21 protein-coding genes are annotated in these 22565 nt (G+C 52.8%); 11 read left to right on the top strand and 10 right to left on the bottom strand.

The annotated features are described in order from the left end of the window. The first annotated feature begins 58 nt into the window (after positions 1 to 58). Together AC5Q5A_RS09465 and AC5Q5A_RS09460 are read left to right on the top strand one after the other, a co-directional pair. Positions 59 to 1048 carry a zinc-dependent alcohol dehydrogenase family protein gene (locus AC5Q5A_RS09465; protein WP_493895094.1) on the top strand — a complete coding sequence of 330 codons (990 nt, stop codon included), beginning with the start codon at positions 59 to 61 and terminating at the stop codon, positions 1046 to 1048. A 29-nt stretch (positions 1049 to 1077) separates the two neighbouring features. After that, complete coding sequence (locus tag AC5Q5A_RS09460; protein ID WP_493895093.1) at positions 1078 to 1425, top strand: antibiotic biosynthesis monooxygenase family protein; 348 nt, start codon at positions 1078 to 1080, stop codon at positions 1423 to 1425. Positions 1426 to 1492: 67 nt separating this feature from the next. Here the strand turns inward: AC5Q5A_RS09460 and AC5Q5A_RS09455 are convergent, their stop codons facing one another. The 9 genes from AC5Q5A_RS09455 to AC5Q5A_RS09415 all read right to left on the bottom strand — a co-directional run bounded on the left by AC5Q5A_RS09455 (position 1493) and on the right by AC5Q5A_RS09415 (position 10762). Further along, on the bottom strand, positions 1493 to 2476 hold the full coding sequence (locus AC5Q5A_RS09455; protein WP_493895092.1) for an alpha/beta fold hydrolase: 984 nt from the start codon (positions 2474 to 2476) through the stop codon (positions 1493 to 1495). Between the two features lie 656 nt (positions 2477 to 3132). After that, the gene (locus AC5Q5A_RS09450) at positions 3133 to 3993 is read right to left on the bottom strand and encodes a substrate-binding periplasmic protein (RefSeq protein ID WP_493895091.1); all 861 of its coding nucleotides are present in this window, start codon (positions 3991 to 3993) and stop codon (positions 3133 to 3135) included. Position 3994: 1 nt separating this feature from the next. Continuing rightward, entirely contained in the window at positions 3995 to 5584 is a 1590-nt protein-coding gene (locus AC5Q5A_RS09445) for an MFS transporter (protein ID WP_493895090.1), read from the bottom strand. 59 nt (positions 5585 to 5643) lie between these two features. Further along, positions 5644 to 6057 (bottom strand): DoxX family protein, encoded by a 414-nt coding sequence (locus tag AC5Q5A_RS09440; protein WP_493895089.1) that lies wholly within the window; start codon positions 6055 to 6057, stop codon positions 5644 to 5646. Between the two features lie 105 nt (positions 6058 to 6162). Continuing rightward, the gene (locus tag AC5Q5A_RS09435) at positions 6163 to 6441 is read right to left on the bottom strand and encodes a DUF1427 family protein (protein WP_296994763.1); all 279 of its coding nucleotides are present in this window, start codon (positions 6439 to 6441) and stop codon (positions 6163 to 6165) included. 14 nt (positions 6442 to 6455) lie between these two features. Beyond that, positions 6456 to 8312, bottom strand: coding sequence for an amidohydrolase (locus tag AC5Q5A_RS09430; RefSeq protein WP_493895088.1), 1857 nt, complete (start codon positions 8310 to 8312; stop codon positions 6456 to 6458). Positions 8313 to 8557: 245 nt separating this feature from the next. Beyond that, the gene (locus tag AC5Q5A_RS09425; RefSeq protein ID WP_493895087.1) at positions 8558 to 9235 is read right to left on the bottom strand and encodes a hydrolase; all 678 of its coding nucleotides are present in this window, start codon (positions 9233 to 9235) and stop codon (positions 8558 to 8560) included. A 67-nt stretch (positions 9236 to 9302) separates the two neighbouring features. Next, the gene (locus AC5Q5A_RS09420) at positions 9303 to 9938 is read right to left on the bottom strand and encodes a LysE family translocator (RefSeq protein ID WP_493895086.1); all 636 of its coding nucleotides are present in this window, start codon (positions 9936 to 9938) and stop codon (positions 9303 to 9305) included. Between the two features lie 173 nt (positions 9939 to 10111). Continuing rightward, positions 10112 to 10762, bottom strand: coding sequence for a hydrolase (locus tag AC5Q5A_RS09415; protein WP_493895085.1), 651 nt, complete (start codon positions 10760 to 10762; stop codon positions 10112 to 10114). 145 nt (positions 10763 to 10907) lie between these two features. On the opposite strand from AC5Q5A_RS09415, the gene AC5Q5A_RS09410 reads away from it, so the two are divergent. The 3 genes from AC5Q5A_RS09410 (at position 10908) to AC5Q5A_RS09400 (ending at position 14027) form a co-directional block, all read left to right on the top strand. Further along, a complete protein-coding gene (locus AC5Q5A_RS09410; protein ID WP_493895084.1) occupies positions 10908 to 11795 on the top strand; it encodes a LysR family transcriptional regulator in 888 nt (295 codons plus the stop codon). 207 nt (positions 11796 to 12002) lie between these two features. After that, on the top strand, positions 12003 to 12938 hold the full coding sequence (locus AC5Q5A_RS09405) for a pirin family protein (protein WP_493895083.1): 936 nt from the start codon (positions 12003 to 12005) through the stop codon (positions 12936 to 12938). 114 nt (positions 12939 to 13052) lie between these two features. Next, positions 13053 to 14027, top strand: coding sequence for a LysR family transcriptional regulator (locus AC5Q5A_RS09400; RefSeq protein ID WP_493895082.1), 975 nt, complete (start codon positions 13053 to 13055; stop codon positions 14025 to 14027). Between the two features lie 382 nt (positions 14028 to 14409). Here AC5Q5A_RS09400 and AC5Q5A_RS09395 read toward each other — a convergent pair whose 3' ends face one another. Beyond that, the gene (locus AC5Q5A_RS09395) at positions 14410 to 15462 is read right to left on the bottom strand and encodes a LacI family DNA-binding transcriptional regulator (RefSeq protein WP_493895081.1); all 1053 of its coding nucleotides are present in this window, start codon (positions 15460 to 15462) and stop codon (positions 14410 to 14412) included. 302 nt (positions 15463 to 15764) lie between these two features. Between AC5Q5A_RS09395 and AC5Q5A_RS09390 the strand changes: the two genes are divergently transcribed. From AC5Q5A_RS09390 to AC5Q5A_RS09365, 6 genes are all read left to right on the top strand, one after another. Then, on the top strand, positions 15765 to 16745 hold the full coding sequence (locus AC5Q5A_RS09390) for an NAD-dependent epimerase/dehydratase family protein (RefSeq protein ID WP_493895080.1): 981 nt from the start codon (positions 15765 to 15767) through the stop codon (positions 16743 to 16745). A gap of 48 nt (positions 16746 to 16793) precedes the next feature. After that, the gene (locus AC5Q5A_RS09385) at positions 16794 to 17777 is read left to right on the top strand and encodes a substrate-binding domain-containing protein (RefSeq protein ID WP_338186305.1); all 984 of its coding nucleotides are present in this window, start codon (positions 16794 to 16796) and stop codon (positions 17775 to 17777) included. A 12-nt stretch (positions 17778 to 17789) separates the two neighbouring features. Further along, on the top strand, positions 17790 to 18866 hold the full coding sequence (locus AC5Q5A_RS09380; RefSeq protein WP_493895079.1) for a Gfo/Idh/MocA family protein: 1077 nt from the start codon (positions 17790 to 17792) through the stop codon (positions 18864 to 18866). A gap of 134 nt (positions 18867 to 19000) precedes the next feature. Then, positions 19001 to 19948, top strand: coding sequence for a sugar-binding protein (locus AC5Q5A_RS09375; protein WP_083952669.1), 948 nt, complete (start codon positions 19001 to 19003; stop codon positions 19946 to 19948). A 99-nt stretch (positions 19949 to 20047) separates the two neighbouring features. Further along, on the top strand, positions 20048 to 21565 hold the full coding sequence (locus tag AC5Q5A_RS09370; protein ID WP_493895078.1) for a sugar ABC transporter ATP-binding protein: 1518 nt from the start codon (positions 20048 to 20050) through the stop codon (positions 21563 to 21565). Positions 21566 to 21568: 3 nt separating this feature from the next. Further along, positions 21569 to 22552, top strand: a complete 984-nt coding sequence (locus AC5Q5A_RS09365) for an ABC transporter permease (protein WP_493895077.1) — start codon at positions 21569 to 21571, stop codon at positions 22550 to 22552. The last annotated feature ends 13 nt before the right edge of the window (positions 22553 to 22565 follow it).

Below are 22565 nucleotides of genomic sequence, written 5' to 3'. Positions count from 1 at the left end.
TTTCCTTTTATATATCGAGAATTCTCGATATCCCTTTTTACCGAAATGAGGTACCAAAATGAAAGCCCAAATACTCAAATCCTTTGGCGGTCCGGAAGCATTCGAACTTCAGGATGTCGCCAAACCAGTCCCGCAGGCTGGACAAGTCCTTGTCCGTGTCCATGCAACTTCCATCAATCCGCTGGATTATCAGGTTCGGCGCGGCGATTATAGCGACTTGGTTCCCTTGCCTGCCATTACCGGTCATGACGTATCCGGTGTTGTCGAAAGCGTCGGACCGGGCGTGACCAGCTTCGTTCCGGGTGATGAAGTCTGGTACACACCGCAAATATTTGACGGCGACGGCAGCTACGCCGAATACCACGTTGCGTCCGAAAACATCATCGGCAGGAAACCCAGCTCGCTCAACCATCTCGAGGCTGCAAGCCTGAGCCTGGTTGGCGGTACGGCATGGGAAGCCCTGATCGGGCGTGTCGCCTTAAGAGTGGGCGAAAGCATCTTGGTTCATGGCGGTGCTGGTGGCGTCGGTCACGTCGCAATCCAAATCGCGAAAGCCATCGGTGCCAAGGTCTTCACGACGGTACGCGAAGAGAACTTCGAATTCGCACGCAGCATCGGCGCGGATGTGGTTATCGACTACACCAAAGAAGACTATGCCAACGCCATTTTGCGTGAAACGGATGGCCAGGGCGTCGACGTCGTATTTGATACCCTTGGTGGCGACACATTGTCCCGCAGTCCGGACGTTCTGGCGCAACTTGGCCGCGTTGTCTCGATCGTGGACATCGCACAGCCACAGAACCTCATCGAAGCATGGGGAAAGAACGCAAGTTTTCACTTCGTTTTCACACGTCAAAACCGCGGAAAGCTTGATGAGCTTAGCACGTTGGTTGAGCGCGGTCAGCTTCGACCACACGTTGGCGCGGTCTATTCGCTTGAAGACATTTCACTCGCCCATGCGCGGCTTGAAACCCGCAATAACGGTGTCCGTGGAAAGATCGCGATTGCAGTGGATCCGTCAGCTCATCGCGCAAGTCAGGATTCCTGACCTCTGAGCATACGTTGAAAGGTGCAGCCATGATTTATGAGATCGCCCAATTGCCCGTACACAAGGAGCAAACTGAATCTTTCCGGCAGGCATTCGCCGAAGTTGTTCCGTTGCTTGCACGTGCGCAGGGGTACCGTGGTCACTTGCTGGCGGAAGGGATCGAAACACCCGAACTGTTCCACCTGATTGTGCGGTGGCGCTCACTCGAAGACCACACGCCGGGCTTTGAGGAAAGTGAGGACCATCAGACGTTCATGACGGGCCTGGAGCAGTATTTCTCGGAAGAGCCAAAAGTCTATCATGTCGAAGGCGAAGCTTTTATCTCAAACAACGGAGATGACTTGAGGAATAGTGGCTCCGGTGAGTTGTGGGCATAAAACAATCGGGTGGCTGTTGGATTTTCTAACAGCCACCCGTTTCCTGTCAGCAAATTCGTTTGTCACATCAGTTGGCAACGAACTTCAAAAGATCGGCGTTGAGTACATCCGCATTTACGGTCAACATTCCGTGCGAAAATCCTGGGTAAGTTTTCAAGGATCCGTTCGGTAGCAACTTAACGGCTTTCAAAGCGGAGGCAGCAATCGGAACAATCTGATCGTCCTCACCATGTAGCACCAAAGTTGGCACGTTAATCGCTTTGAGGTCGTCAGTCAGGTCTGTTTCCGAAAATGCTTTGATACCATCATAATGTGCCTTGGCGCTGCCCATCATGCCTTGGCGCCACCAGTTTTGGATCACGCCTTCGCTTGCAGTCATGCCTTCGCGATTGAAACCAAAGAACGGACCGGATGGAATATCGCGGAAGAACTGAGCACGATTGCCTGCCAAGGCGGCCCGGAATCCATCGAAAACTTCCAATGGCGTGCCTTCGGGATTTTGTGCAGTCTTCAACATCAGCGGTGTGATGGCAGCAACAAGAACAGCTTTAGCCACCCGGCCTGCGGGCTCTCCATGTTGTGCTACATACCGTGCAACTTCGCCGCCGCCTGTGGAGTGGCCGATGTGAACAGCGTTGCGCAAATCAAGTGCATTGGCGACGGCGAACGCATCTGCTGCATAATGGTCAATATCGTGGCCTTCGGAAATCTGTTCGGATCGACCGTGCCCACGACGGTCATGTGCCACAACACGATATCCCTTCGACAGGAAAAAGATCATCTGGGCATCCCAGTCATCTGAACTGAGAGGCCAGCCATGGTGAAACACTATTGGCTGGGCGTCTTTGGGACCCCAGTCCTTGTAGAAAATCTGTACGCCGTCGTCAGTTGTAATGTAGCCCATGGTGTCTTCTCCTGTGGGAAGAGGTTGAAGCGTGGCGGCCGCTGCATGCGATGTGCCCGACGGAATGGCTAAACTTGCGGCGAGAGCTGCGGCAGAGATAAGTGCATCTCGTCGGTTTAACGTGAAGATGGGATCGTTAGTTGGCATGAAATAACTCCCGGAATAATTCAAAGGCTGAAAAGTAGACGGGAGGATTTCTGACCTTTTGCAATCTGGAGAAGATACCTAACCGTCTAAGAACCGTCTGTGATGGTCACTTCAGAGATCGAGAACGCGAACCAAAATGGTCCGAAATCAAGTTCCGATTTAGGTGCGAAACGCAGGCAAATGGTCGTGCGTAAAGTTCCGCAAGGTCTATAAGAGTATTGATATCACTTGATTTTAAGGGGCGGTAGTCGGTCGGGAAGGAAAGCTGTGTCGCAAAAAACGCAACGGCGCGTGTCGTGACATAACCGGTGTAATTAGGTTTAATTGTCAGAGCCAAGATTGGTTGGCTGTTTAGCAAATGACAACGCAATGATGATGATTGTCATACTGGATTAAGCTTACTTGTCTATCGGAAGCCCGAGCGGCGGGCTCGGTACGCGCGGGAGACTTTAGACCATCAAGATGGCTTGTCGGCGGAACCGCTGGGGGGGGACTGTATCGGTTTACGTTCGCATCCAATTACTGATGGGGGCCGCTCGTATGCCAACGGTTGGGTATTGATGACATCAGGCGCCTCTGGCAAGCCGATCATGAGGATGGCTCAGCTGATTATAGGTCGTCCTATAGCTTCACAAGAAACATCAGAGTTTTTCGCCCTATTCCTGCATGGCCGGGGAATGGTCCAGTCTTATCCGGTACTTCGCCAAAATGCTGTCATACAACCCACTTTGATGGACCGTTTTCAGGCCCTGATTTAGGTGATCGAGAAGAATTTCTGGGGTCTCAGTTTTACGGGAAATGCAGGAGTAATGGGAACTGGTCGATATTACCTTGGTTCTTATTCTTTCTACGTCAGGGAGCCCGTCCTCATCTCCATTGAGCAGGTAATAGTCCATAGGGGGGCGAAACGTTAAGGCTGCGTCAATTCGATTTGAGTTCAAAAGATTGACCAGCGCTTTTTCGCTATTGGCAATCATGACATCAAACTTTGCTTTGCGCGCGTACACCTCCAGACTGTATCCATTCACAACGCCAACGGTCAGTTTGGACGCGTCTTCGGTGTCGATCATGTCAAAAACCTGTTCATTGGTGCTGTACATGGCGATCTCTCCGTCGCCAAGTGGATCAGAATATAGGAATTCTGCGTCTCTTTCTGGCAGGTAGCTACAAGAACAAAGCCCATCAACATGACCTGCACTGGCAAGAAAATAAGCCCTTTTCCAAGGATAGAACGGTGTAAGGAGTGTGATGTCGCGTGTGGCAAATGCGGCACGCAAGATTTCAACATCAAATCCGGGCATGACGTTGTTGTCAGCGATCATCGCGGCAGGGAACGGATTGCAGGCAAGTGTCACGGTCTTGCGTTCAGTGGCGGATGAGCCCAATGGATTATCTGCCAGTGCCGCACCGATCAAGGTGCTGATAAACGTAATCGTTAATGCGGCAAAGATTGCAGCATTTTTTCCAATCCAATTGGAAATTAACTGATTTTTGGCTTTCTGAAGGAATGGGATCATATCATTTAACTGCAATCAAATGATCAACTTTTGGGTTTGTTTCGCCCAGATGCAAGCGGTTAACCTTTTCCTGAATATCGCGATCCGCGCCAGACACCCGTTTGTGATGACGTAAGTGTTCTATCCATGAACCTTCCGACCATGTTTCGACAAACAGGTCGTGATCAGCGCTGTCCTGATGAAGCCCCCAATGGTATGCGCCATGGCGCTGGCGGGCTTTGCGCATTTCAGTCATGAGCTGCTGGAACGTCTCGTGATCTTTCGAGTTGATCCGATAGGAAATCCTGATCATGACAGGGCCGCGATCCTGTTCGGCACTTTCAGACAGGATTGGTTCGGGCCAGTGCATTGACGGGCTCAGATCAAGATCGGCACCCTGATTAAGCCGGATGCGCATTGTTGCGATCATCAGAATGATTGCTCCAACCCCAGCAGTCAGCAAAGCCATCTCAATCGAGAACTGTTCGGCAAGCCAGCCCCATGCCACGCTACCAATTGACATCGAGCCGAAAAATAGCGTCAGAAATACCGACAAACCCCGCGCACGCACCCAGTCAGGCAAAGCGGTTTGAGTGGATACATTCAACGAAGATAAAACCGCTATCCATGACGCCCCGGCAATGAAGGAGGCCATAACTGCCACGACTGGATGCTGAACCAAAGCGAAGCTCAACATCACAAGAGCTGTCCCGATTGTACCGGCCATAACGGTTTTGTCTGGACCAAGTCGTGACTTGATTTTGGGTAGAACAATGGCGCCGGCGACGGCGCCTGTGCCAACACTGGCGAGCAGAATTCCATATAGCTGCGCACCGCCGTCCAGCATGTTGCGCGCAATCAGTGGCAACATCGCCCAATAGGCGCTGGCAAACAAAAAGAACGCAACAGCCCGGATCAAGGTGGCGATCACCGGCGGGCTGTTAAATACATAGCGAAGACCAGCACGCATGGCCCCGGCCATGCGTTCTCGTGGCATGGTCTGGACATTCTCTTGAGGATTCCAGAAGAACAGAACGCCAAGAATTCCGAGAAAGCTGAGTGCATTGAGTGCAAACGGAGATACCAGACCTGCGCTGACAATCAGAAAACCGGCCAATGCCGGACCAATCGCACGACTGACGTTGATGCCCATGGAATTGAGCGCAATCGCAGCGCCCAAACGTGGTTTGTCAACCAGCCCCGGGACGATCGCTTGCCATGCAGGTGCCATCAATGCTGCACAGGTTCCCATCAAGAATGTAAACAGGATCAGGATCGAAGGCGTCACCAGTTGCAGATAAACCATCGCAGAGAGTGCTGCAGCCAAGCCGGCCATTACCAGATTGATGGAAATCAGTAATTTTCTGCGATCCATTAAGTCCGCAAGCGCCCCGGCAAAGATTGCAAACAGGAATACGGGCAATGTGGTCGCCGCCTGCACCAGCGAGACAACCAGCGGCGAGGGGGACAGCTCTGTCATGAGCCAGCCTGCGCCGACATCGTGCATCCAGGTGCCAATATTCGATATGACGGTTGCCACCCACAAAAAGGCGAATGCCCGATGCCGAAACGGTGCCCATGGACCTGTGTCAACTGGTTTGGTTTCGTTCATTTTTCCTCTTCCTGATGAAGATGACAACCCGCAGTAAGAACCTAATGCCGCAATGCGCATTAAATGCGTTGGGATGTTTTTTCGGACAGAATTGCTGCAAGTGCGAGCCCTGCAATGATCGCAACATGCTCAAAAAATATGTTGCTTTGTGCGGCGCGCTCCGTCTCTGGAAAAGTCCAGTACGCATGTGCAGTGAGTGTCGCAACAGCGGTAAATACTCCCAATGCGCCAGCGGCCAGCCACACTTGGCGCCCCAGGATGATGGCAATAGAACCGCCCAGTTGGAGAAGGATAATGCCCGCTGCAAGTGGTGCCGCGGGCGAAAGTCCGAAATGGTTCATCTCACCTATCGCTGCCGACCAGTTGAACAGTTTTGTCAAACCAGAAAGCCAGAACGGACAGGTCAGAGCAACCCGGATACCCAATTCAAATATAGCGCTGTTTAACAACTTCGAGATGGGGGCTGGCGTCATGACATTGTTCTCATGGTAAAGGAAACGGAAATTGTCAGTTACGCAGAAACAAACCCGGTTCGGTGCGCCGGTTTCCAAATGGAATTGACCGGCGCACCAGGGGGGTTATGACTTTGTTTCAGGCGATGCTGGGCCACACTTGGTTTGAGCACCTTTGACGTCACTTGCTACACCAAATGATTTGCCATGTAGGCAGTGTGCAGCGGCTTCTTGGACAGACATTCTGTCTTTGGCCCAGTTCACCGCAGTTTCACCAGCCAGCATACCAAGCAGTCCAAGTAGTGCGATGACGGGTGGGGCCGGGGATCGGGTTCCCAACAGCGCATAAATCACACCAACACCAAGCCCAATTCCAAGTGAAACGACATAAGGGGAAACAGTCATTCTCTTCTCCTTTGCTATACCGCGAAGCAGGAACAACCCAGCGCACCCCAGAAAGATTTGCTGTCTGCAACCGGGATTGGATTGTTCCATGCAATGCCATGGTCGTGGCCGTGAACGCCGCAACCGTGCGAACAACCATCGTGGCATGCACGTTCATGTGTCGAGGCTTCAGGACGTTGGGCCGGGCTTTGTTGATGCAAAACCGGACTCCAGGATGGCGATGCCGGTGGCAGGTTCGGTGAAAGGGACTGATAGTTGCCTTCGCCGTAAACCACTTTGCCGCCAACCATGGTCATGACCGAGTTGATCCGCCGGATTTCTTCGGGCGCAACGGCCATATAATCCGCCGACAGAACTGCCAGATCAGCATATTGCCCCGGCGCAAGCGATCCTTTGACGTCCGCTTCGCCCGAGAACCATGCCGAACCCTTGGTCCAGAGCATCAAGGCCGTTTCACGATCAAGAACGTTGTCATTGTCATAAAGTGGCATGCCGCCAACCGTTTTACCGGTCGTTAGCCAGTAAAGGGCAACCCACGGATCGTAAGACGCGACACGCGTTGCATCCGTTCCCGCCCCGACGGGCAGCCCCTGCTCAAGCATTTTGGCAATGGGCGGGGTCGCCATGGCGGCGTCTTTGCCGTAACGATTGACGAAATATTCGCCCTGGAAGGCCATACGATGTTGAATGGCAATGCCGCCGCCCAGTGCCTTGATCCGTTCGATATTGCGTTCGGAAACGGTTTCGGCGTGATCGATGATGAACCGGGTTTTGAACGGGTTCTTGCCATTGACGCGTTCAAATACGCCAAGGAAACGGTCGATGGTTTCGTCATAGGTTGCGTGAATACGGAACGGCCATTCACGATCAGCCAGCAGTTCGACAATCGGTTCAAGTTCACTTTCCATCACTGGTGCCAGATCCGGACGCGGTTCAAGGAAGTTTTCAAAGTCCGCAGCCGACCAGGTCAGGTTTTCGCCCGCCCCGTTCATGCGCAGCATGTCGCTTCCAGCACCCGGTTCGGTCAGTTCGACCCAGCGTTCGTAATCGTTCAATTCCTTGCCCGCTGTTTGGGCAAAAAGGTTGTAGGCGATGCGAACCGTCATTTGCCCGTCGTCATGCAGACGTTGAATGACGTCATAATCGTCGGGATAATTTTGTCCGCCGCCGCCAGCATCAATCACACTGGTGATGCCAAGCCGGTTCATCTCACGCAAGTAGTGGCGGGTGGAATTGATCTGATCTTCGATCGGCAGCTTCGGTCCCTTGGCCAGCGTGGAGTAAAGGATCAGGGCAGATGGTTTGGCGACCAGGAGTCCGGTCGGATTGCCCTTGGCATCCTTTTCAATCACGCCACCGGGCGGGTTTGGCGTGTTCTTATCAAAACCAAGAACGTTGATGGCGGCCTGATTAAGCAGGGCCTGCCCATAAAGATGCAGGATAAAGACCGGGGTTTCGGGGGCGGCAGCATTGATTTCATCAAGCGTCGGCAAACGACGTTCAGCAAATTGGAATTCCGACCAGCCTCCAACGACACGCACCCATTGCGGTGCAGGTGTAACGGCCGCTTGGGCCTTAAGCATGCGAAGGGCATCGGCCACAGAGGGCACGTTCTCCCATCGCAGTTCCATGTTGTAGTTCAACCCGCCGCGAATAAGGTGGGTATGGCTGTCATTGAGTCCCGGAATGATGCGACGACCGCCACCATTGATCATTTTGGTTTTGCCATCGGCAAGCTTGCGCATATCGGCTTCGGCGCCGATTGCCAGTACTTTGCCGCCGGCAATCGCAATGGCGTCGACTTCGGGTTTTTTGGGATCAAGCGTCGTGATACGGGCGTTGTGGATGATTGTTTCGGCTGTCTTGCTCATCTCGGTACTCCCAGTTGATCTGATTGGCAGCGCACTGAGTGCTGTGCTTGCAGCAGCACCTTGAAGAAATGTCCGGCGTTTCATGCGTGTGACCTTTCAACACCAAGCTCCGCACCTGCCGCTCATGTACGCCCGTTCAGTGAGGTACTTGACTTGGAAACGGCACTGAGAGTTTGGCGTGACAGAGGGCTTCGGAACGAAAAAACGCGGCAGATATTTTGTATCTGCCGCGTTTCCTTTATCGATCAGGAAGCTGCTTTCGGCGCAATCCGAGGACCATGTTCGACGCGTTCCGGCGCCTTGTGAACCATAGTGTAGGCGTAATCGACACCCATGCCATAAGCACCGGAATGTTCTTTCACCAACGCCATGACATCATCATAGGTTTCACGGTGTGCCCAATCGCGCTGCCATTCGAGCAGAACCTGCTGCCAGGTTACCGGCACCACACCAGCCTGAACCATGCGGTCCATAGCGTAGTTATGCGCATCGACCGACGTGCCACCTGATGCATCCGCAACCATGTAAATCTCGTAGTCGCCACCCAGCATGGCAGAGAAGGCAAAGGAGTTGTTGCAGACCTCGGTCCAAAGACCGGAAACGATCACTTTCTTACGACCGTTTGCAGCGAGTGCATCACGCACTTTCTGGTCATCCCAGGAATTCATCGAGGTTCGTTCAAGAAGCGGTACTTCGGGGAAGACGGCCAGAAGTTCCGGATAGGTATGGCCCGAGAAACTCTCAGTCTCGACAGTCGTGATCGTGGTCGGAATGTTGAAGATCTTGGCCGCCTTGGCCAGGCCAACGGTGTTGTTTTTAAGGACCTGTCGGTCGATGGACTGAACACCGAATGCCATCTGCGGCTGGTGATCGATGAAGATGATCTGAGAGTTATGCGGGGTAAGAAGTTCAAGCTTTTCCATTTTAGGTCTCCTGTTTGATAAAGCGACATTGCCTGCATGCAACAGGCGCAGGGCGAAGGGTCGGGGGCTAGGAAATTGGGATCGCAGACACGATCATCAGCACGCCAAAAACGACAAAGATTACGCCGGTCAACGCACGCCCACGCCGGGCATGTTCCGGTTTTCGAAACATCCTTACGACGTGCCGCGCACCAATTGCGTAACCGCCCAGAACAACAAGCTTTGCAACGACAAACGTCAGAACCAGAAGTGCCAGAACAGCTGGGCCGCTCTCGGCGGGAATAAACTGCGGGAACAATGCCGCAAAAAACAGAACGGCCTTTGGATTGCTGATCCCGACGCCGAATGAGTGAAACCAGAGTGCTAAACCGTCGCGTCCGTGTGGAATTTCAGCCGTTCCCTGAAGCTCTTGCGGTTGGTCAATTGGTTTGAGATACGTCCATCCCAGCCACAAGACATAGAGCGCACCGAGCAACCGCAGGGTCAGAAAAATCAATGGATACGCTTCGAGCAAAGCACCCAAGCCGACCACCGAAAGTGTCGCCAACAGCGCAATTGCAACAAGATCACCGCTCAGCGCACCCAAGGCACGACGCCAACCAAAGGCAAGTGCATTGTTTACAAGAAACAATGTAGATGGACCGGGTGTTGCGCTTTGAGCTGCGCAGATCAGGATAAAAGCAAAATATGATGATAGTTCCATCGCGCACTCTCGGCAATAACTTGTTCAGCGAAACAGTAGAGTGTTGAAGTAGCCGAATGGTGTCCCCGCCGATTTTACTAGGTAGGGGACATCTAGTTGTCTGAATCTGAAGACGTGATAAAGAGCCGTGACAAAATGTCAGGTGTTCATTATTAGCCTGACGGATCTATTGACTATCCCTGGTTGGGGATGGGTGTGTTAAGCAGTTGCTGTTCCCACTGGAATACAACACCACTTGCACCGGCATGTTGCTTAAGTATTTCAGAAAGCTCGGAAATATGTTCTTCCCGTGCCCAGTCGCGTTGCCATTCGGAGGCCAGTGCCAGCCACGTCATCATATTCGCGCCGGCTGCGATCATCCGCTGGATAGCGACTTCATGTGCCTCGACTGAAACTCCGCCGGATGCATCGGTTATGACCGTGACATCCCACCCTTCGCCAAGGGCTTGAATGGTTGGCATGGCAACACAGACTTCGGTCCACAGACCCGCTATAACAAGTTGCTTGCGGCCCGTTTCCCTGACGAGATCCACCACATTGGGATCTTGCCAAGTGTTGATCAAAGTACGGTCGATGATTTCCTGTCCCGGGAATACTTCGGTAATTTGGGGAAAAATGTTACCGCCCTGACGTGCGATTACAGTTGTTAAGATCGTCGGTACGCCAAACGCCTTTGCAACTTTTGCCAGTCCGACTGTGTTGTTAACCACCATATGCGGATCGTGGCTATTGAGGTTTGCCAGCTGGTAAGGTTGGTGGTCGATCAGCACAAGTACCGAGTCTTCCGGGCGAAGTAGCGAGTCAAGGCCATTACGAATGCGCATAGACTGTCCCTTTCGTTATTCGAATCAGGGCTTGATTGCTCGAATTATTGTATTTTGCGCCCCGTGAAATGACAGTCGCAGGTCTCTGGATAAGACACTAGTGCCCGTATATGATATGCTGTGTCGCAGCACAGGGAACGCGAAATTGGACATAGAAGAATTAGAAACATTCGTAGAAGTTGCTGACTCCGGGGGGATTTCTCCTGCCGCGCGTCGACTGGGTCTCTCCAAATCAATCGTCAGTCGGCGACTTTCACGTCTGGAATCTGCGCTTGGTGTCCAGCTTCTGGCGCGCACGACCCGAGGTGCGGCACTTACCGAGGCCGGAGTGACGTTTCGTGAACATGCTGCGCGGATTCGAGATGAATTAGAGTTGGCGAAAGACACACTGCTGCCAACCGGTGAGCTTTGCGGACGGCTTCGTATCGCCATGCCGCTTTCATTTGGTCCGACCCACTTTTCCCCTGTTCTTGCAAAAATGGCGCAACGCCATCCCCAGCTTCAAATCAATGCCTGCTATAGTGATCGTTTCGTAGACCTTATTGCCGAGGGGTTCGATTGCGCGATCCGGCTGGGTCACCTTCCTGACTCCAACCTGATTGCAAAGCGGTTTGCGCCCATTCATGGCAAGCTCGTTGCTAGCCCCTCGTACATCGAGATGTATGGTGCACCTGAAACGCCCGAAGATATTGTACTTCACCAAGCCGTTTTACAGGGTACCGAGACATGGCATTTGATGGACGGTGACAATATCGTCACGGTGCAGCCGCAAGGGCGTTTCAAGTCGGACAATGGCATAGCACTGACCGCCGCTGCGGCAGAAGGTCTTGGCATTGGATGTCTTCCCAATTGCCTTACCCACGAATACTTGGTTTCCGGAGCCCTTGTTCCGGTGATGCCACAATATCCCCCAAAGTCCGGAGGGGGCTTTGTGGTGCGACCACCGGGAAGTTACCCGGACCGCAAGGTGCGCATACTAACCGAAATGCTGATTGAGCATGTTCAGGCCAATCCCCATCTATGGGAAGCATAGCCCTGCCAAGCTAGCAAGCGCCAACTCGGTCACCTCGGTCAGTATTATTCCGAGCAGACATTCCACTTCGTGCGACACAGTTAAGCGCATAGCGTGACTAGCGCAGCGAAAAAACATCCGCCAGTGTGTGGAGTATCCTTCTGATCGGTAGTGCAATTTTGCCTGCTCGGCCTGCAAGGGCGCTAAGGACAAGTAAGGAGTGCGCGTATGAGTTGGAACCCCGCATTGCAACCGGGCTGCCCCGATGATGTAGATACTGACGCGATTGAGACACTTATTGTCCCGCGTGCAAGAGACCTTGGCGATTTTGAGGTTCGTCGCGCCTTGCCTGCACCAAAGCGGCAGATGGTCGGCCCCTTCATCTTCTTTGATCAAGCTGGACCGGCAGAATTTCTGACCGGCCGAGGTGTTGATGTAAGACCACACCCGCATATCGGTCTTGGCACAGTCACGTACCTTTTCCGCGGTGATTTTCATCATCGGGATAGTACAGGGGCAGACCAGATCATTCGTCCCGGCGAGTTGAACTGGATGGTTGCCGGGCGCGGTGTATCCCACTCAGAGCGGACGTCAGCGCAAGCCCGGTCCGGGCCCAACAGTTTGTTCGGAATACAAACTTGGCTCGCACTACCCGATCAGTATGAGGATATGGCCCCGACATTCGAACACCATAATCAAGAGACGCTGCCAATAATCGAGGATTCCGGCGTCAAGCTTCGACTTATTCTCGGCAACGCCTATGGCAAGGTTGCACCTGCGACAATGCTCTCCGAGACCTTTTACGCCGATGTGATGATCGAAGCAGGAGGTCGATTGCCTTTACCCGACAATCACGAGGACAGAGGCATCTACATCGTCGAAGGCTCAATATTGATCGCCGGACAGGAGTATCAATCATCTCAAATGATGGTTTTCCGCCCCGGAGACAAAATCACCGTATCGGCTGGTGAGAAAGGTGCTCGTATCATGATCCTCGGCGGCGCCACCCTTGAGGGTCCACGGTACATTTGGTGGAACTTCGTTGCCTCGTCAAAAGAGCGTATCGAAGAAGCCAAGGTCGAATGGCGCGCCGCAAACTGGGGCAATGGACGTTTTGATCTGCCTATCAATGATCGTGATGAGTACATCCCCATGCCGGATTGAGCGGCGTCGCGGAAATACCTCAAAGACAGCCAAGTCGGTCCGGGGTTGCTTTAGCACTCATTTCGAAATGTCTTTTTCTGAGATCACAACCAGTAACCGCTGTACATCTATGAGATGGATACGCTCAGTTTCGCGCGGAGTAACTCAACATACCGTGTCGTGCTGCTGTGTCGTGAAATAGAGAATGCCAAGTTGAATATAGAAGACTTAGAAACATTCGTCGTGGTTGCCGATGCGGGCGGAGTTTCTCCCGCTGCAAGACGGCTAGGTGTATCCAAATCAATTGTCAGTCGCAGGCTCTTTAGGCTTGAAGCGGCGCTTGGTGTTCAGCTTCTTGCTCGAACAACACGTGGTGCTGCCCTCACTGAATCCGGGGTTGCATTTCGTGAGCACGCCGCAAAGGTGAGTGCCGAAATCGAAATTGCGAGGGATACGATCATGCCCACGGGGGATCTTCGGGGGCGCCTGAGAATTGCCATGCCGCTCTCATTGGGACCAACACACTTCGCCCCCGTTCTTGCGAAGATGGCGCAACGCTATCCCCAGCTTCAGCTACATGCTTGCTATAGCGACCGCATTGTTGACCTTATCGCCGAAGGTTTTGATTGCGCGATCCGGGTCGGCTACCTTGAAAATTCCAATTTGCTCGCTAAACGCATTGGGCCCGTCTATTTGAAACTTGTCGCAAGCCCGTCTTATATCGAGACACATGGAGCGCCAGAAACGCCCAAGGAAGTCATGGCGCACCAGGCTCTAATGCAGGGAACAGAGTCCTGGAAATTTATGGATTGTGACAGGGTCGTCACGGTCCAACCACAGGGGCGCTTTAAATCCGACAACGGCATCGCTCTTACCGCTGCGGCAACAGCCGGGCTTGGTCTTGCCTACCTTCCCGACAGCTTGATCTGTGAATATTTGAGGTCGGGCGCCCTCATTACAGTTATGACTGGGTATCCTCCGCCGCCTGCCGCGGCGTATGTTGTCCGACCACCCGGCCAGCACCCTGTAAGAAAAATCCAAGTGCTTACCGAAATGCTGATTGAGCATCTCGAACAAAACCCGTGTCTTCGAGGGAGGGCTGAAAATTGAGAGCAGAGCTCTGACTAACGCGCAGAACCAAATCTCAAAACGAATAAGAATTTATCTATGCAGTATAGAGCCGAACTGCAAAAAACGTTCCCTACTCTAAATGCCATGAGGCACAACGGCAGTTTGTCATTTCGCTCAATTTAGAGGGTATGACGGACCATATGTTTGAAATTGTCAGCTTTTCTGTCAATTCTGCAGGTTTTTGTCATCTTTTGTGACAATCGATGACAACTTATCTGGCAATCGAAAATGCTAACCAACTGATTTTTCAAGAAGTCGAATGTCACCTTTTGTGGCACCTGACACCCGAAAAATTTATGCCGCCTGAGACCGACGCATATATGCGTCGGTGCCGCCAATGGTTTGTCATAATTCGGGGTATTCAAGCACTTTCTTCGGATTTCTCGACAGAATCGCGTTCTACCATAAGGCATTCGACCTTGATCTGGTTTGGTGTCGCCAAAAGGCCGCCAACGCTGTCGATCAGTAGTTCGGCACCGATTTCACCCATTTCGTAGTGTGGCAGAATGAGCGTCGTGAGGGCAGGGTGCGTGTGTTGGGCGATTTCGCGGTCGTCAAAGCCGATTACAGCCACATCGTCCGGTATACTTTTCCCCAGTTCGCGCAGGGCGTCAAAACAACCAAGCGCCATCAAATCATTGCCACAGAAAATCGCGTCTGGTGGATTGTCGAGTGCCATGAGCTCATGGGTCATCGAATAACCGGTTGAGGGCTCCCAGTTGCCTGGACGCACAAGCGCTGGATCAAACGGTATATCGTTGCTTGAAAGTGCCTGCCGGTATCCCTTGAGGCGGTCGCGCGAGGCATCGACACCTTTTTGCCCGTTAATGATCGCAATACGCTTGCGACCCGCTTGTATCAGACGTTCAGTTGCCGCCCGTCCCCCCAGCAGGTCACCTGGCAAAACAGACGGAAGTGTACGGGTGCTGTCGTAGCAATTGACAAGCACAGTGGGCTTCTTTGACAGGACCGGTGGCAGTTCCACCAGTCGGGTAAGAATTGTACCGTAAATGATCCCGATGACGTTCGAGTCTGCCAGTTGATTGACGATGCTGGCTTCGATGTTCGCATTGCCGTGGCTGACCGCGAGGCAAACATTGATCCCGTATTCCAGGGCCTTGTTGTGCGCCCCTTCAAAGGCCAGCGCCATCCAGGGATCGGTGCTGATTTCATCTGCGATAAAGATAATGACTGACCGTGACTTGTTGCTTGGCGCAACCTGGTTTTCACGTCGAACAAGCTGATAGCCAAGTTTGTTCGCAGAATCGATCACGCGCTGACGTGTAGATTCAGTCAGTTTGGCCGGGCTCCCGTTCAGGACCAGTGAGACTGTTGCCTGCGATACGCCCGCCATCGAGGCAACATCCATCATCGTCGGGCGATTTTTGCCACCGTAATGTTTCTTTTGCGACATTGAACTCGTTTTGCCTCTGGTCTTTTCGCCAACCGATATTGTGCAGTGATTGCGTCAGATGGTGCAAAAACGACCGATAGACAGCGTTTTCGCCCTTAGAATTGAACAGGTTGGCGCACGTCTGAACCACCAAGCCGATATTGGTAATACCTTATTCAAGACGATCAAGACAAGCCGTCTGCCGCGCCTGCAGCATAATTAGTAATCATTCTTGCGGTTGAATTTATATCGGCATTCTATCCTGAGGTCACTTGACTCCATATTATTAATTAATATTATTAATTCAATAGGGAGGATAATTAATGAAAATTTTGATTACGGGTGCAGCCGGCAAGGTCGGTAAGGCATTTTTGGCGGCATTTCTTGATAACCCCAGGTATGCATCGGCCAAGATCGTGGCGCTGTGTCATAACCGCAAGATCGAAGCGGGTGAACGGGTAGAGGTCATTACGGGGTCTCTGTCTGATCCGGATGCGGTTGCGCACGCGATGGAGGGTGTCACCCACGTTCTTCATATGGCGGCGGTGAAAGAAAGCCCCGATCTGGTCATTGATGTTGCGATCAAGGGGATGTTCCTGCTTCTGGAAGCCGCGCGCCAGTCATCGACGCTTAAGCAGTTCATTCTGATAGGTGGTGATTGCTCTGTTGGGCACATTTTCAAGGATTATCCGGCGCCAATCACAGAAACCTCCCCGCGGCAGGCTTATAGCGGCTGTTATGCGCTGACCAAGGTGCTCGAAGAGGTGATGATCGAGCAATATCAGATCCAGTATGGCCTGAATGGCACCGTTTTGCGTGCGCCCTGGATCATGGAAAAAGACGATTTCAAATATGCGCTTTCGTTTGGTCCGGACCAGTTTGGTGGCCCGGTCTGGGGCGACTTGATAAGCGCGGAAAAGGCTGCGCGCCTTGCCGAGGGCAGTTTTGTGCCGTTGATGCGTGATAAGAAGGGCGCGGCTCTTAAGCGCAACTTTGTGCATGTCGATGATCTGGTCGCTGCGTTGATGGCAGCCCTCGATCACCCTGCCGCGATGCAGGAGCTTTTCAATATCTCTATGGATGAGCCGATCGATTACGCGCAGGTCGCAGATTACCTGGTGCGAACGCGCGATATGGAACCCGTGGAAATCCCCACACCGTTTCACAGCAACTGGCTTGATAACACCAAGGCACGGCACGCCTTAGGTTGGCGGCCGCAAGTAGATTTCGAGGAGATGATCGAGCGGGCCTGGGCATATGAAAGAAGCCCGAGCGATCCTCGGAAAATCTGGTATCCGGGGTAATCAATTCCGGGCCAGACCAACTAGGGAGAGCTAAACGTGAAACATAAAATGTTACTAACTCTCACATCTGCGCTCATTCTTGCGACAGGTGTTGGCGCTGCAAATGCCGATGGGAAAAAGACATTGGCCATTGTGGTGAAAGGCTTGGATAACCCGTTCTTCGAGCAAATCAATCTGGGTTGTCAGAAGTGGATGTCGGAGAATATGGACTCTGAATACGAGTGTTTGTACACCGGGCCTGCATCCAGTGCCGATGAGGCTGGCGAGGTTCAGATCGTCGATGATCTGTTGACCCGCGGTGTTGCCGCAATCGCAATTTCGCCGTCAAATGCGCCGGCAATGGCAAACCGAATTCGTCAGATCAACCCGAATGTTCCGGTGATGACGATTGATGCCGATTTCCTTGAAAAAGATCGCGACTTGCGTGCGACCTATCTGGGGACTGACAACTATCTGATGGGTGTCAAAATGGCCGAAGAAGCCATGATGCTTAAGCCGGATGGGGGGTCGGTATGTTTGCAGTTGGGGAATGTTGCGGCGGACAATATCAACGCGCGTGCTTCTGGCTTCCGCGACACGATTTCAGGGGCTAAGGGGACAGAGCGCCTTGCGAACAGCAATGGCTGGACGGAAATTGAAGGGTGTCCGGTCTTTACCAATGATCAGGTCGATCTTGCCAATCAGCAGATGGCCGATACCTTCACGGCAAATCCCGATCTTGATGCCTTTATTCTGATTGGCGGCTGGGCACAGTTTGCACCGCAAGCCTATGCCCAGGTTACCGATCAGGTCATGGATCGGCTGAAATCCAAGGAGCTGATCCTGATTGCGGGCGATACACTTCCTCCGCAAACCCAGGCATTCCGCGACGGGCGCAGTCACGCGCAGGTCGGTCAGCGTCCGTTTGAAATGGGGTATCGGGCACCTGACGTGATGATCGAACTGATCAATGGCGAAAAGGTAGATGATCCACTCTATACCGGGCTGGATGTTTGCAATCAGTCGGATCCGGGTTTTTGTGCGGATAACTAATACCAATCCTTGATGAACTGGGCCGGATTTGTTGATCAGATCCGGCTCGATTTTTATCCGGACTTACACAGGGCGGAAGACAACGTGACAAAAACAAAAATCAACTGGGGCATTCTTTCGACGGCCAATATCGGCGTGGAGAAAGTTATTCCGGCAGTCAAAAAATCAGCCTCTTCGAATGTGCTGGGGATTGCATCGCGCAATGCAGGGCGATCGGCGAGGGTGGCAAATGATCTTGGAATACAGAAGTCTTATGCGTCTTACGAGGCGTTGATTGCTGATCCGGAAATTGACGCGATTTACAACCCGTTGCCAAACCATATGCATGTCGACTGGACGCTAGCTGCAGCACGGGCGGGTAAGCATGTGCTGTGTGAAAAGCCCATCGGATTAAATGCACACGATGCAGAAAGGCTACGGGCGTGTCCGAAAAATGTGTTGGTCGCAGAGGCCTTTATGGTGCGCTACCACCCGCAATGGATGCGTGTGCGCGAGATGGTCAGAAGCGGTGAGCTTGGTGAGGTCCGAGCGATCCAGGCGGCATTCAGTTACTTTAACGATGATGGCCAGAATATCCGCAACAGGCCAGAGGCCGGTGGTGGTGCCATCATGGATATCGGATGCTACCCGATTACGGTGGGCCGGTTTTTGTTCGAAGACGAGCCTTTGCGCGTCATGGCCCTGATCGATCGAGATCCCGCATTCAAAACCGATCGGATGGCGAGTGTGGTTGCGGACTTTGGCGGCGGCCGGCAATTGTCATTCATGGTTTCGACGCAACTGTGCCCGTATCAGACCTTGAATGTGTTTGGCACGAAGGCACGGGCCGAAATCATGATCCCCTACAATGCGCCGGCAGATAAAGAAACCGCCCTGATTGTCGATGCAGGCGAGAGCCTGGAGGGCAGTCTGGCTGGCTGCGAGATCGTGCCTGCGTGTGATCAGTATACCGAACAGGCGGAAATGTTTGCGCAGGCCATTCTGTCAGGAAGAGGTTTGCCATACGGCATCGAGGATTCGATTGCCTCCATGCGTGTTCTTGATGCCGTTTTTGCGAGCGAAGAGCAAAAAACGTGGGCCAATCTGTGATTAAAACCATCAACTTACACAACCGTGGGTGAAAAACGCTTGATCCAAAATTATTAATGATATTATTAATTATTAGCCGCACAGATAATTTATAAATACAGTCGTGCGGATTGTTAATCGGGAGGATTAAACGCATGAAATTTGCAACAACATTCGCAACCCTCGGTCTGTCAATGGTTCTGGCTGGCGGGGCGTTCGCACAAGAAAAGCAGCAGCTTGCATTCGTGGTGAATGCTGCTTCGGATTTTTGGAAACTGGCAGAAGCAGGGGTCGAAGCCGCACAGGCAGAACTCCCCGAATATGAGCTGCAGTTCCGGTATCCTGCACAGGGAACGGCTGCACTTCAGAATGCGCTGATGGATGATTTGGTCGCCGGGGGAACGGATGCGATCATGATTTCCTCGGCCGATCCAAAGAACTCTATTGATGCGTTCAATCGCATTGCGGCCCAGGTGCCGCTCTTTACCACCGATAGTGATGCCCCGCAAAGTGATCGCATCGCCTATCTTGGATCATCCAACGTTGCCGCTGGCGTTCAGGCTGGTGAGATTGCCGTGAAAGCACTGCCAAACGGCGGAAAATGCATGGGCTTTGTCGGGTTCCTTGGTGCCGACAACGCGATCGAGCGTATCGCCGGTTTCCGCCAGGCGGTTGAAGGTAGCGGTATCGAGCTTGTCGATGTGCGTGGTGATGATGTTGATTTTGCGCGTGCGCGATCAAACGTCGATGACGTGCTTGCGGCAAATCCCGACATTGATTGCATGGTCGGATTCTATTCCTACAACCCGCCGAAAATTTACGAAGCATTGCAGGCTGCTGGCAAGTTGGGGCAGGTGACCGTTGTTGCCTTTGATGAAGACCCTGTGACGCTTGGCGCGGTTCGTGAGGGCAGCTTTGCTGGCACGGTTGTTCAGGACCCCTACCAGTGGGGCTATCAGGGCATGCACCTGATGGCGGATTATCTTGAGGGCGATATGTCGAAGGTGCCCGCAGATGGCTTGATCATCGTGCCGACCCAGGTGATCGACAAATCCAATGTTGATGAGTTCGAGGCGGTCGTTAAGGAAAGAATAGGCGGGTAATTTTCTTCCCCCTGCCTAGCGAGCGGGCGTGTGAAATCTGCGAGTGCGCCTGCTCGCACCTTTCCAACGATGTCGAATGGACATTGGGGAGCCGAATATATGAGTGCAGTGCATGGGCTTGATCTGCGACTTGAAGGCGTCACCAAGGTTTATCCCGGTGTGGTGGCCCTTAATGATGTTTCATTGCAGATCAAAGCTGGCGAAGTTGTTGGACTTCTTGGTGAAAACGGGGCCGGAAAATCGACCCTGATGAAGATTCTCGGCGGGCTGATCGCGCCTACATCCGGGAAAATTATTCTCGATGGACAGCAGTATGACGCCTTTGACGTCAAACAGTCCCAACAAGCAGGGATCGCGTTCGTCCATCAGGAACTGAATGTTTTCGATAACATGGATGTTTCCGCAAACATCTTCCTTGGCCGGGAACTGGTGCGTGGGCCTTTGCGGCTGACGGATCGCAAAGCCATGAATAAAATGGCGGAGCCGCTGATCGAGCGGGTTGGCGCCCCGTTCAGGCCAGAAACACCGGTTTCCACATTGTCCCTGGCGGAGTGCCAGTTGCTGGAAATCGCCAAGGCGTTGTCGATGAACGCGCGGTTGGTCATCATGGATGAGCCGACATCAAGTCTCACACTTTCTGAAACCAACATGCTGCTTAAGGTCATTGCAGACCTTAAGGCACAAGGGATTGCCGTCATCTATATTTCACATCGCCTGAGCGAGGTGGAGGAATGCGTCGACCGTGCGGTTGTCCTGCGCGATGGCCATAATGTAGGCGTGCTTGAGCGTCAGGCAGTTACGCATGATGCGATGATCCGCATGATGATCGGACGAGAGCTCAAGGCGCTTTACACACCACCTTCGGTGCCTGCGACCAAACCCGTTCTTTCCGTCAAAAACTTTGCGATCAAAAGCAAGCCTGATCGCACGGCAAGCTTTGATGTGATGGCGGGCGAGATCCTTGGCGTTGCGGGCTTGATCGGGGCAGGGCGTACAGACTTGGCCGAGGCAATCTTTGGTGTCGGTGACAAGCTTGGTGGCGAAATTCGGATTGATGGCAGAAAGACCGAGATCAATAGCCCGACCGATGCCATCGCAGCAGGGCTTTATCTTGTGCCCGAAGACCGCAAACGGGCCGGGTTGATCCTTGAATTTCCGACATTGGAAAATGTCACGATGGCCAACTTGCCAGCATACACATCGCGCGGGCTTGTTTCCCAGAAACGTCAGATCGCTGTGGCGGAATCCCAGCGCAGTGCGCTGGCGATCAAGACACATGATGTTCGCCGGGCAGCAAATGAAATGTCTGGTGGAAACCAGCAAAAAGTCGTTCTGGCAAAGTGGCTGTCCATGGATCCCAAAGTCATCATTTTCGATGAGCCGACCCGGGGGATCGATGTCGGCGCAAAAGCCGAGATTTATGGATTGATGCGATCGCTGGCCGATCGCGGAGTGGGGGTGATGATGATATCGAGCGATATGGAAGAAGTAATCGGGGTTTCAGACAGGATTGTCGTGATGAAAGACGGGCTCATTACTGGGGAATTGCCGCGCTTTCGCTTTTCCGAGAGCAATGTGCTCAATCTTGCCGTCGGTAAAGTGCTGGAAGAGGCCTGAGAAATGCAAAAAAAAGATATCGGTCTTGGCATTCTGATTATCGTGGTTGGCGCAATTGTATATATGCGCAACCCGCTTTTTCTGTCGCCCATCAACCTTGGCAATACCGCAAATCTGATCGGCCTGTTTGGCCTGTTTGCCATTGGGCAAGGGTTTGTCATCATGACCGGCGGTATTGATCTTTCCGTCGGATCGGTGATCGCGCTGCTTGGTGTGTTGTTTGTCGACATGGTCGGTAAGTTCGGTGTTCCCTGGCCATTGGCCTTGGCGATCATCATTGGCCTTGGTGTTCTGATCGGGCTGGCGCACGGTATCCTGATTACAAGATTTAGGCTGCAGCCATTTGTCGTTACCTTGTGCGGGCTTTTGATTTATCGCGGCATTGCACGTGGATACACGGCCGAATCTACGGCAGGCTTTCCTTTTGGTTCCAGTTATCCCCAGCTTGAATGGCTTACAATCGGGCGGAGTTTCGGCGTGCCGCACTCGTTCGTCGCGATGCTGATTGTAGCGGCGGTGATGTGGGTTGTTTTGCATCACACAGTTTTTGGTCGTCACCTTTGCGCGGTTGGCAAAAACGAGGAAGCCGCACGCTTTTCGGGGATAAACACCCGTTTCGTAACGGTGATGGCATATGTGATCTGTGCCGTGCTCGCATCGATTGCGGCGATATATTTCGCAATGTTCACCAAGTCCGTCCAACCGTCTTCGCACGGTAACTTTTACGAGCTCTATGCGATTGCGGCGGCTGTTTTGGGTGGATGTTCTTTGCGCGGGGGCGAAGGATCAGTGATCGGGATCGTTCTTGGGGCCGTGTTGCTACAGGAACTGCAGAACCTGGTGAATTTGTTGGGCATTCCATCTTCGCTGAACTTCGCAGTGATGGGCGCTGTGATTTTGCTGGGTGTTCTGGCAGATCAGCAATTTGCAGCCTATCGCACCAGAAAAAACACCGAAAGGGCGCTGGGCTTGCTGCAAAAGCCATAAATCACAAAAGAAA

Source organism: Thalassospira sp. CA1, from assembly GCF_059052855.1.
The sequence above is the reverse complement of the archived record's forward strand: the minus strand, read 5'-3'. Positions and strand labels throughout refer to the sequence as shown.

Coding starts and splice junctions, on each gene's coding strand:
- AC5Q5A_RS09375 (WP_083952669.1), top strand. CDS start 19,001: ATGAAATTTGCAACAACATTCGCAACCCTCGGTCTGTCAATGGTTCTG.
- AC5Q5A_RS09380 (WP_493895079.1), top strand. CDS start 17,790: ATGAACTGGGCCGGATTTGTTGATCAGATCCGGCTCGATTTTTATCCG.
- AC5Q5A_RS09435 (WP_296994763.1), bottom strand. CDS start 6,441: ATGACTGTTTCCCCTTATGTCGTTTCACTTGGAATTGGGCTTGGTGTT.
- AC5Q5A_RS09445 (WP_493895090.1), bottom strand. CDS start 5,584: ATGAACGAAACCAAACCAGTTGACACAGGTCCATGGGCACCGTTTCGG.
- AC5Q5A_RS09465 (WP_493895094.1), top strand. CDS start 59: ATGAAAGCCCAAATACTCAAATCCTTTGGCGGTCCGGAAGCATTCGAA.
- AC5Q5A_RS09455 (WP_493895092.1), bottom strand. CDS start 2,476: ATGCCAACTAACGATCCCATCTTCACGTTAAACCGACGAGATGCACTT.
- AC5Q5A_RS09450 (WP_493895091.1), bottom strand. CDS start 3,993: ATGATCCCATTCCTTCAGAAAGCCAAAAATCAGTTAATTTCCAATTGG.
- AC5Q5A_RS09405 (WP_493895083.1), top strand. CDS start 12,003: ATGAGTTGGAACCCCGCATTGCAACCGGGCTGCCCCGATGATGTAGAT.
- AC5Q5A_RS09430 (WP_493895088.1), bottom strand. CDS start 8,312: ATGAGCAAGACAGCCGAAACAATCATCCACAACGCCCGTATCACGACG.
- AC5Q5A_RS09440 (WP_493895089.1), bottom strand. CDS start 6,057: ATGACGCCAGCCCCCATCTCGAAGTTGTTAAACAGCGCTATATTTGAA.
- AC5Q5A_RS09420 (WP_493895086.1), bottom strand. CDS start 9,938: ATGGAACTATCATCATATTTTGCTTTTATCCTGATCTGCGCAGCTCAA.
- AC5Q5A_RS09365 (WP_493895077.1), top strand. CDS start 21,569: ATGCAAAAAAAAGATATCGGTCTTGGCATTCTGATTATCGTGGTTGGC.
- AC5Q5A_RS09400 (WP_493895082.1), top strand. CDS start 13,053: ATGGATACGCTCAGTTTCGCGCGGAGTAACTCAACATACCGTGTCGTG.
- AC5Q5A_RS09370 (WP_493895078.1), top strand. CDS start 20,048: ATGAGTGCAGTGCATGGGCTTGATCTGCGACTTGAAGGCGTCACCAAG.
- AC5Q5A_RS09460 (WP_493895093.1), top strand. CDS start 1,078: ATGATTTATGAGATCGCCCAATTGCCCGTACACAAGGAGCAAACTGAA.
- AC5Q5A_RS09385 (WP_338186305.1), top strand. CDS start 16,794: ATGTTACTAACTCTCACATCTGCGCTCATTCTTGCGACAGGTGTTGGC.
- AC5Q5A_RS09425 (WP_493895087.1), bottom strand. CDS start 9,235: ATGGAAAAGCTTGAACTTCTTACCCCGCATAACTCTCAGATCATCTTC.
- AC5Q5A_RS09395 (WP_493895081.1), bottom strand. CDS start 15,462: ATGTCGCAAAAGAAACATTACGGTGGCAAAAATCGCCCGACGATGATG.
- AC5Q5A_RS09415 (WP_493895085.1), bottom strand. CDS start 10,762: ATGCGCATTCGTAATGGCCTTGACTCGCTACTTCGCCCGGAAGACTCG.
- AC5Q5A_RS09390 (WP_493895080.1), top strand. CDS start 15,765: ATGAAAATTTTGATTACGGGTGCAGCCGGCAAGGTCGGTAAGGCATTT.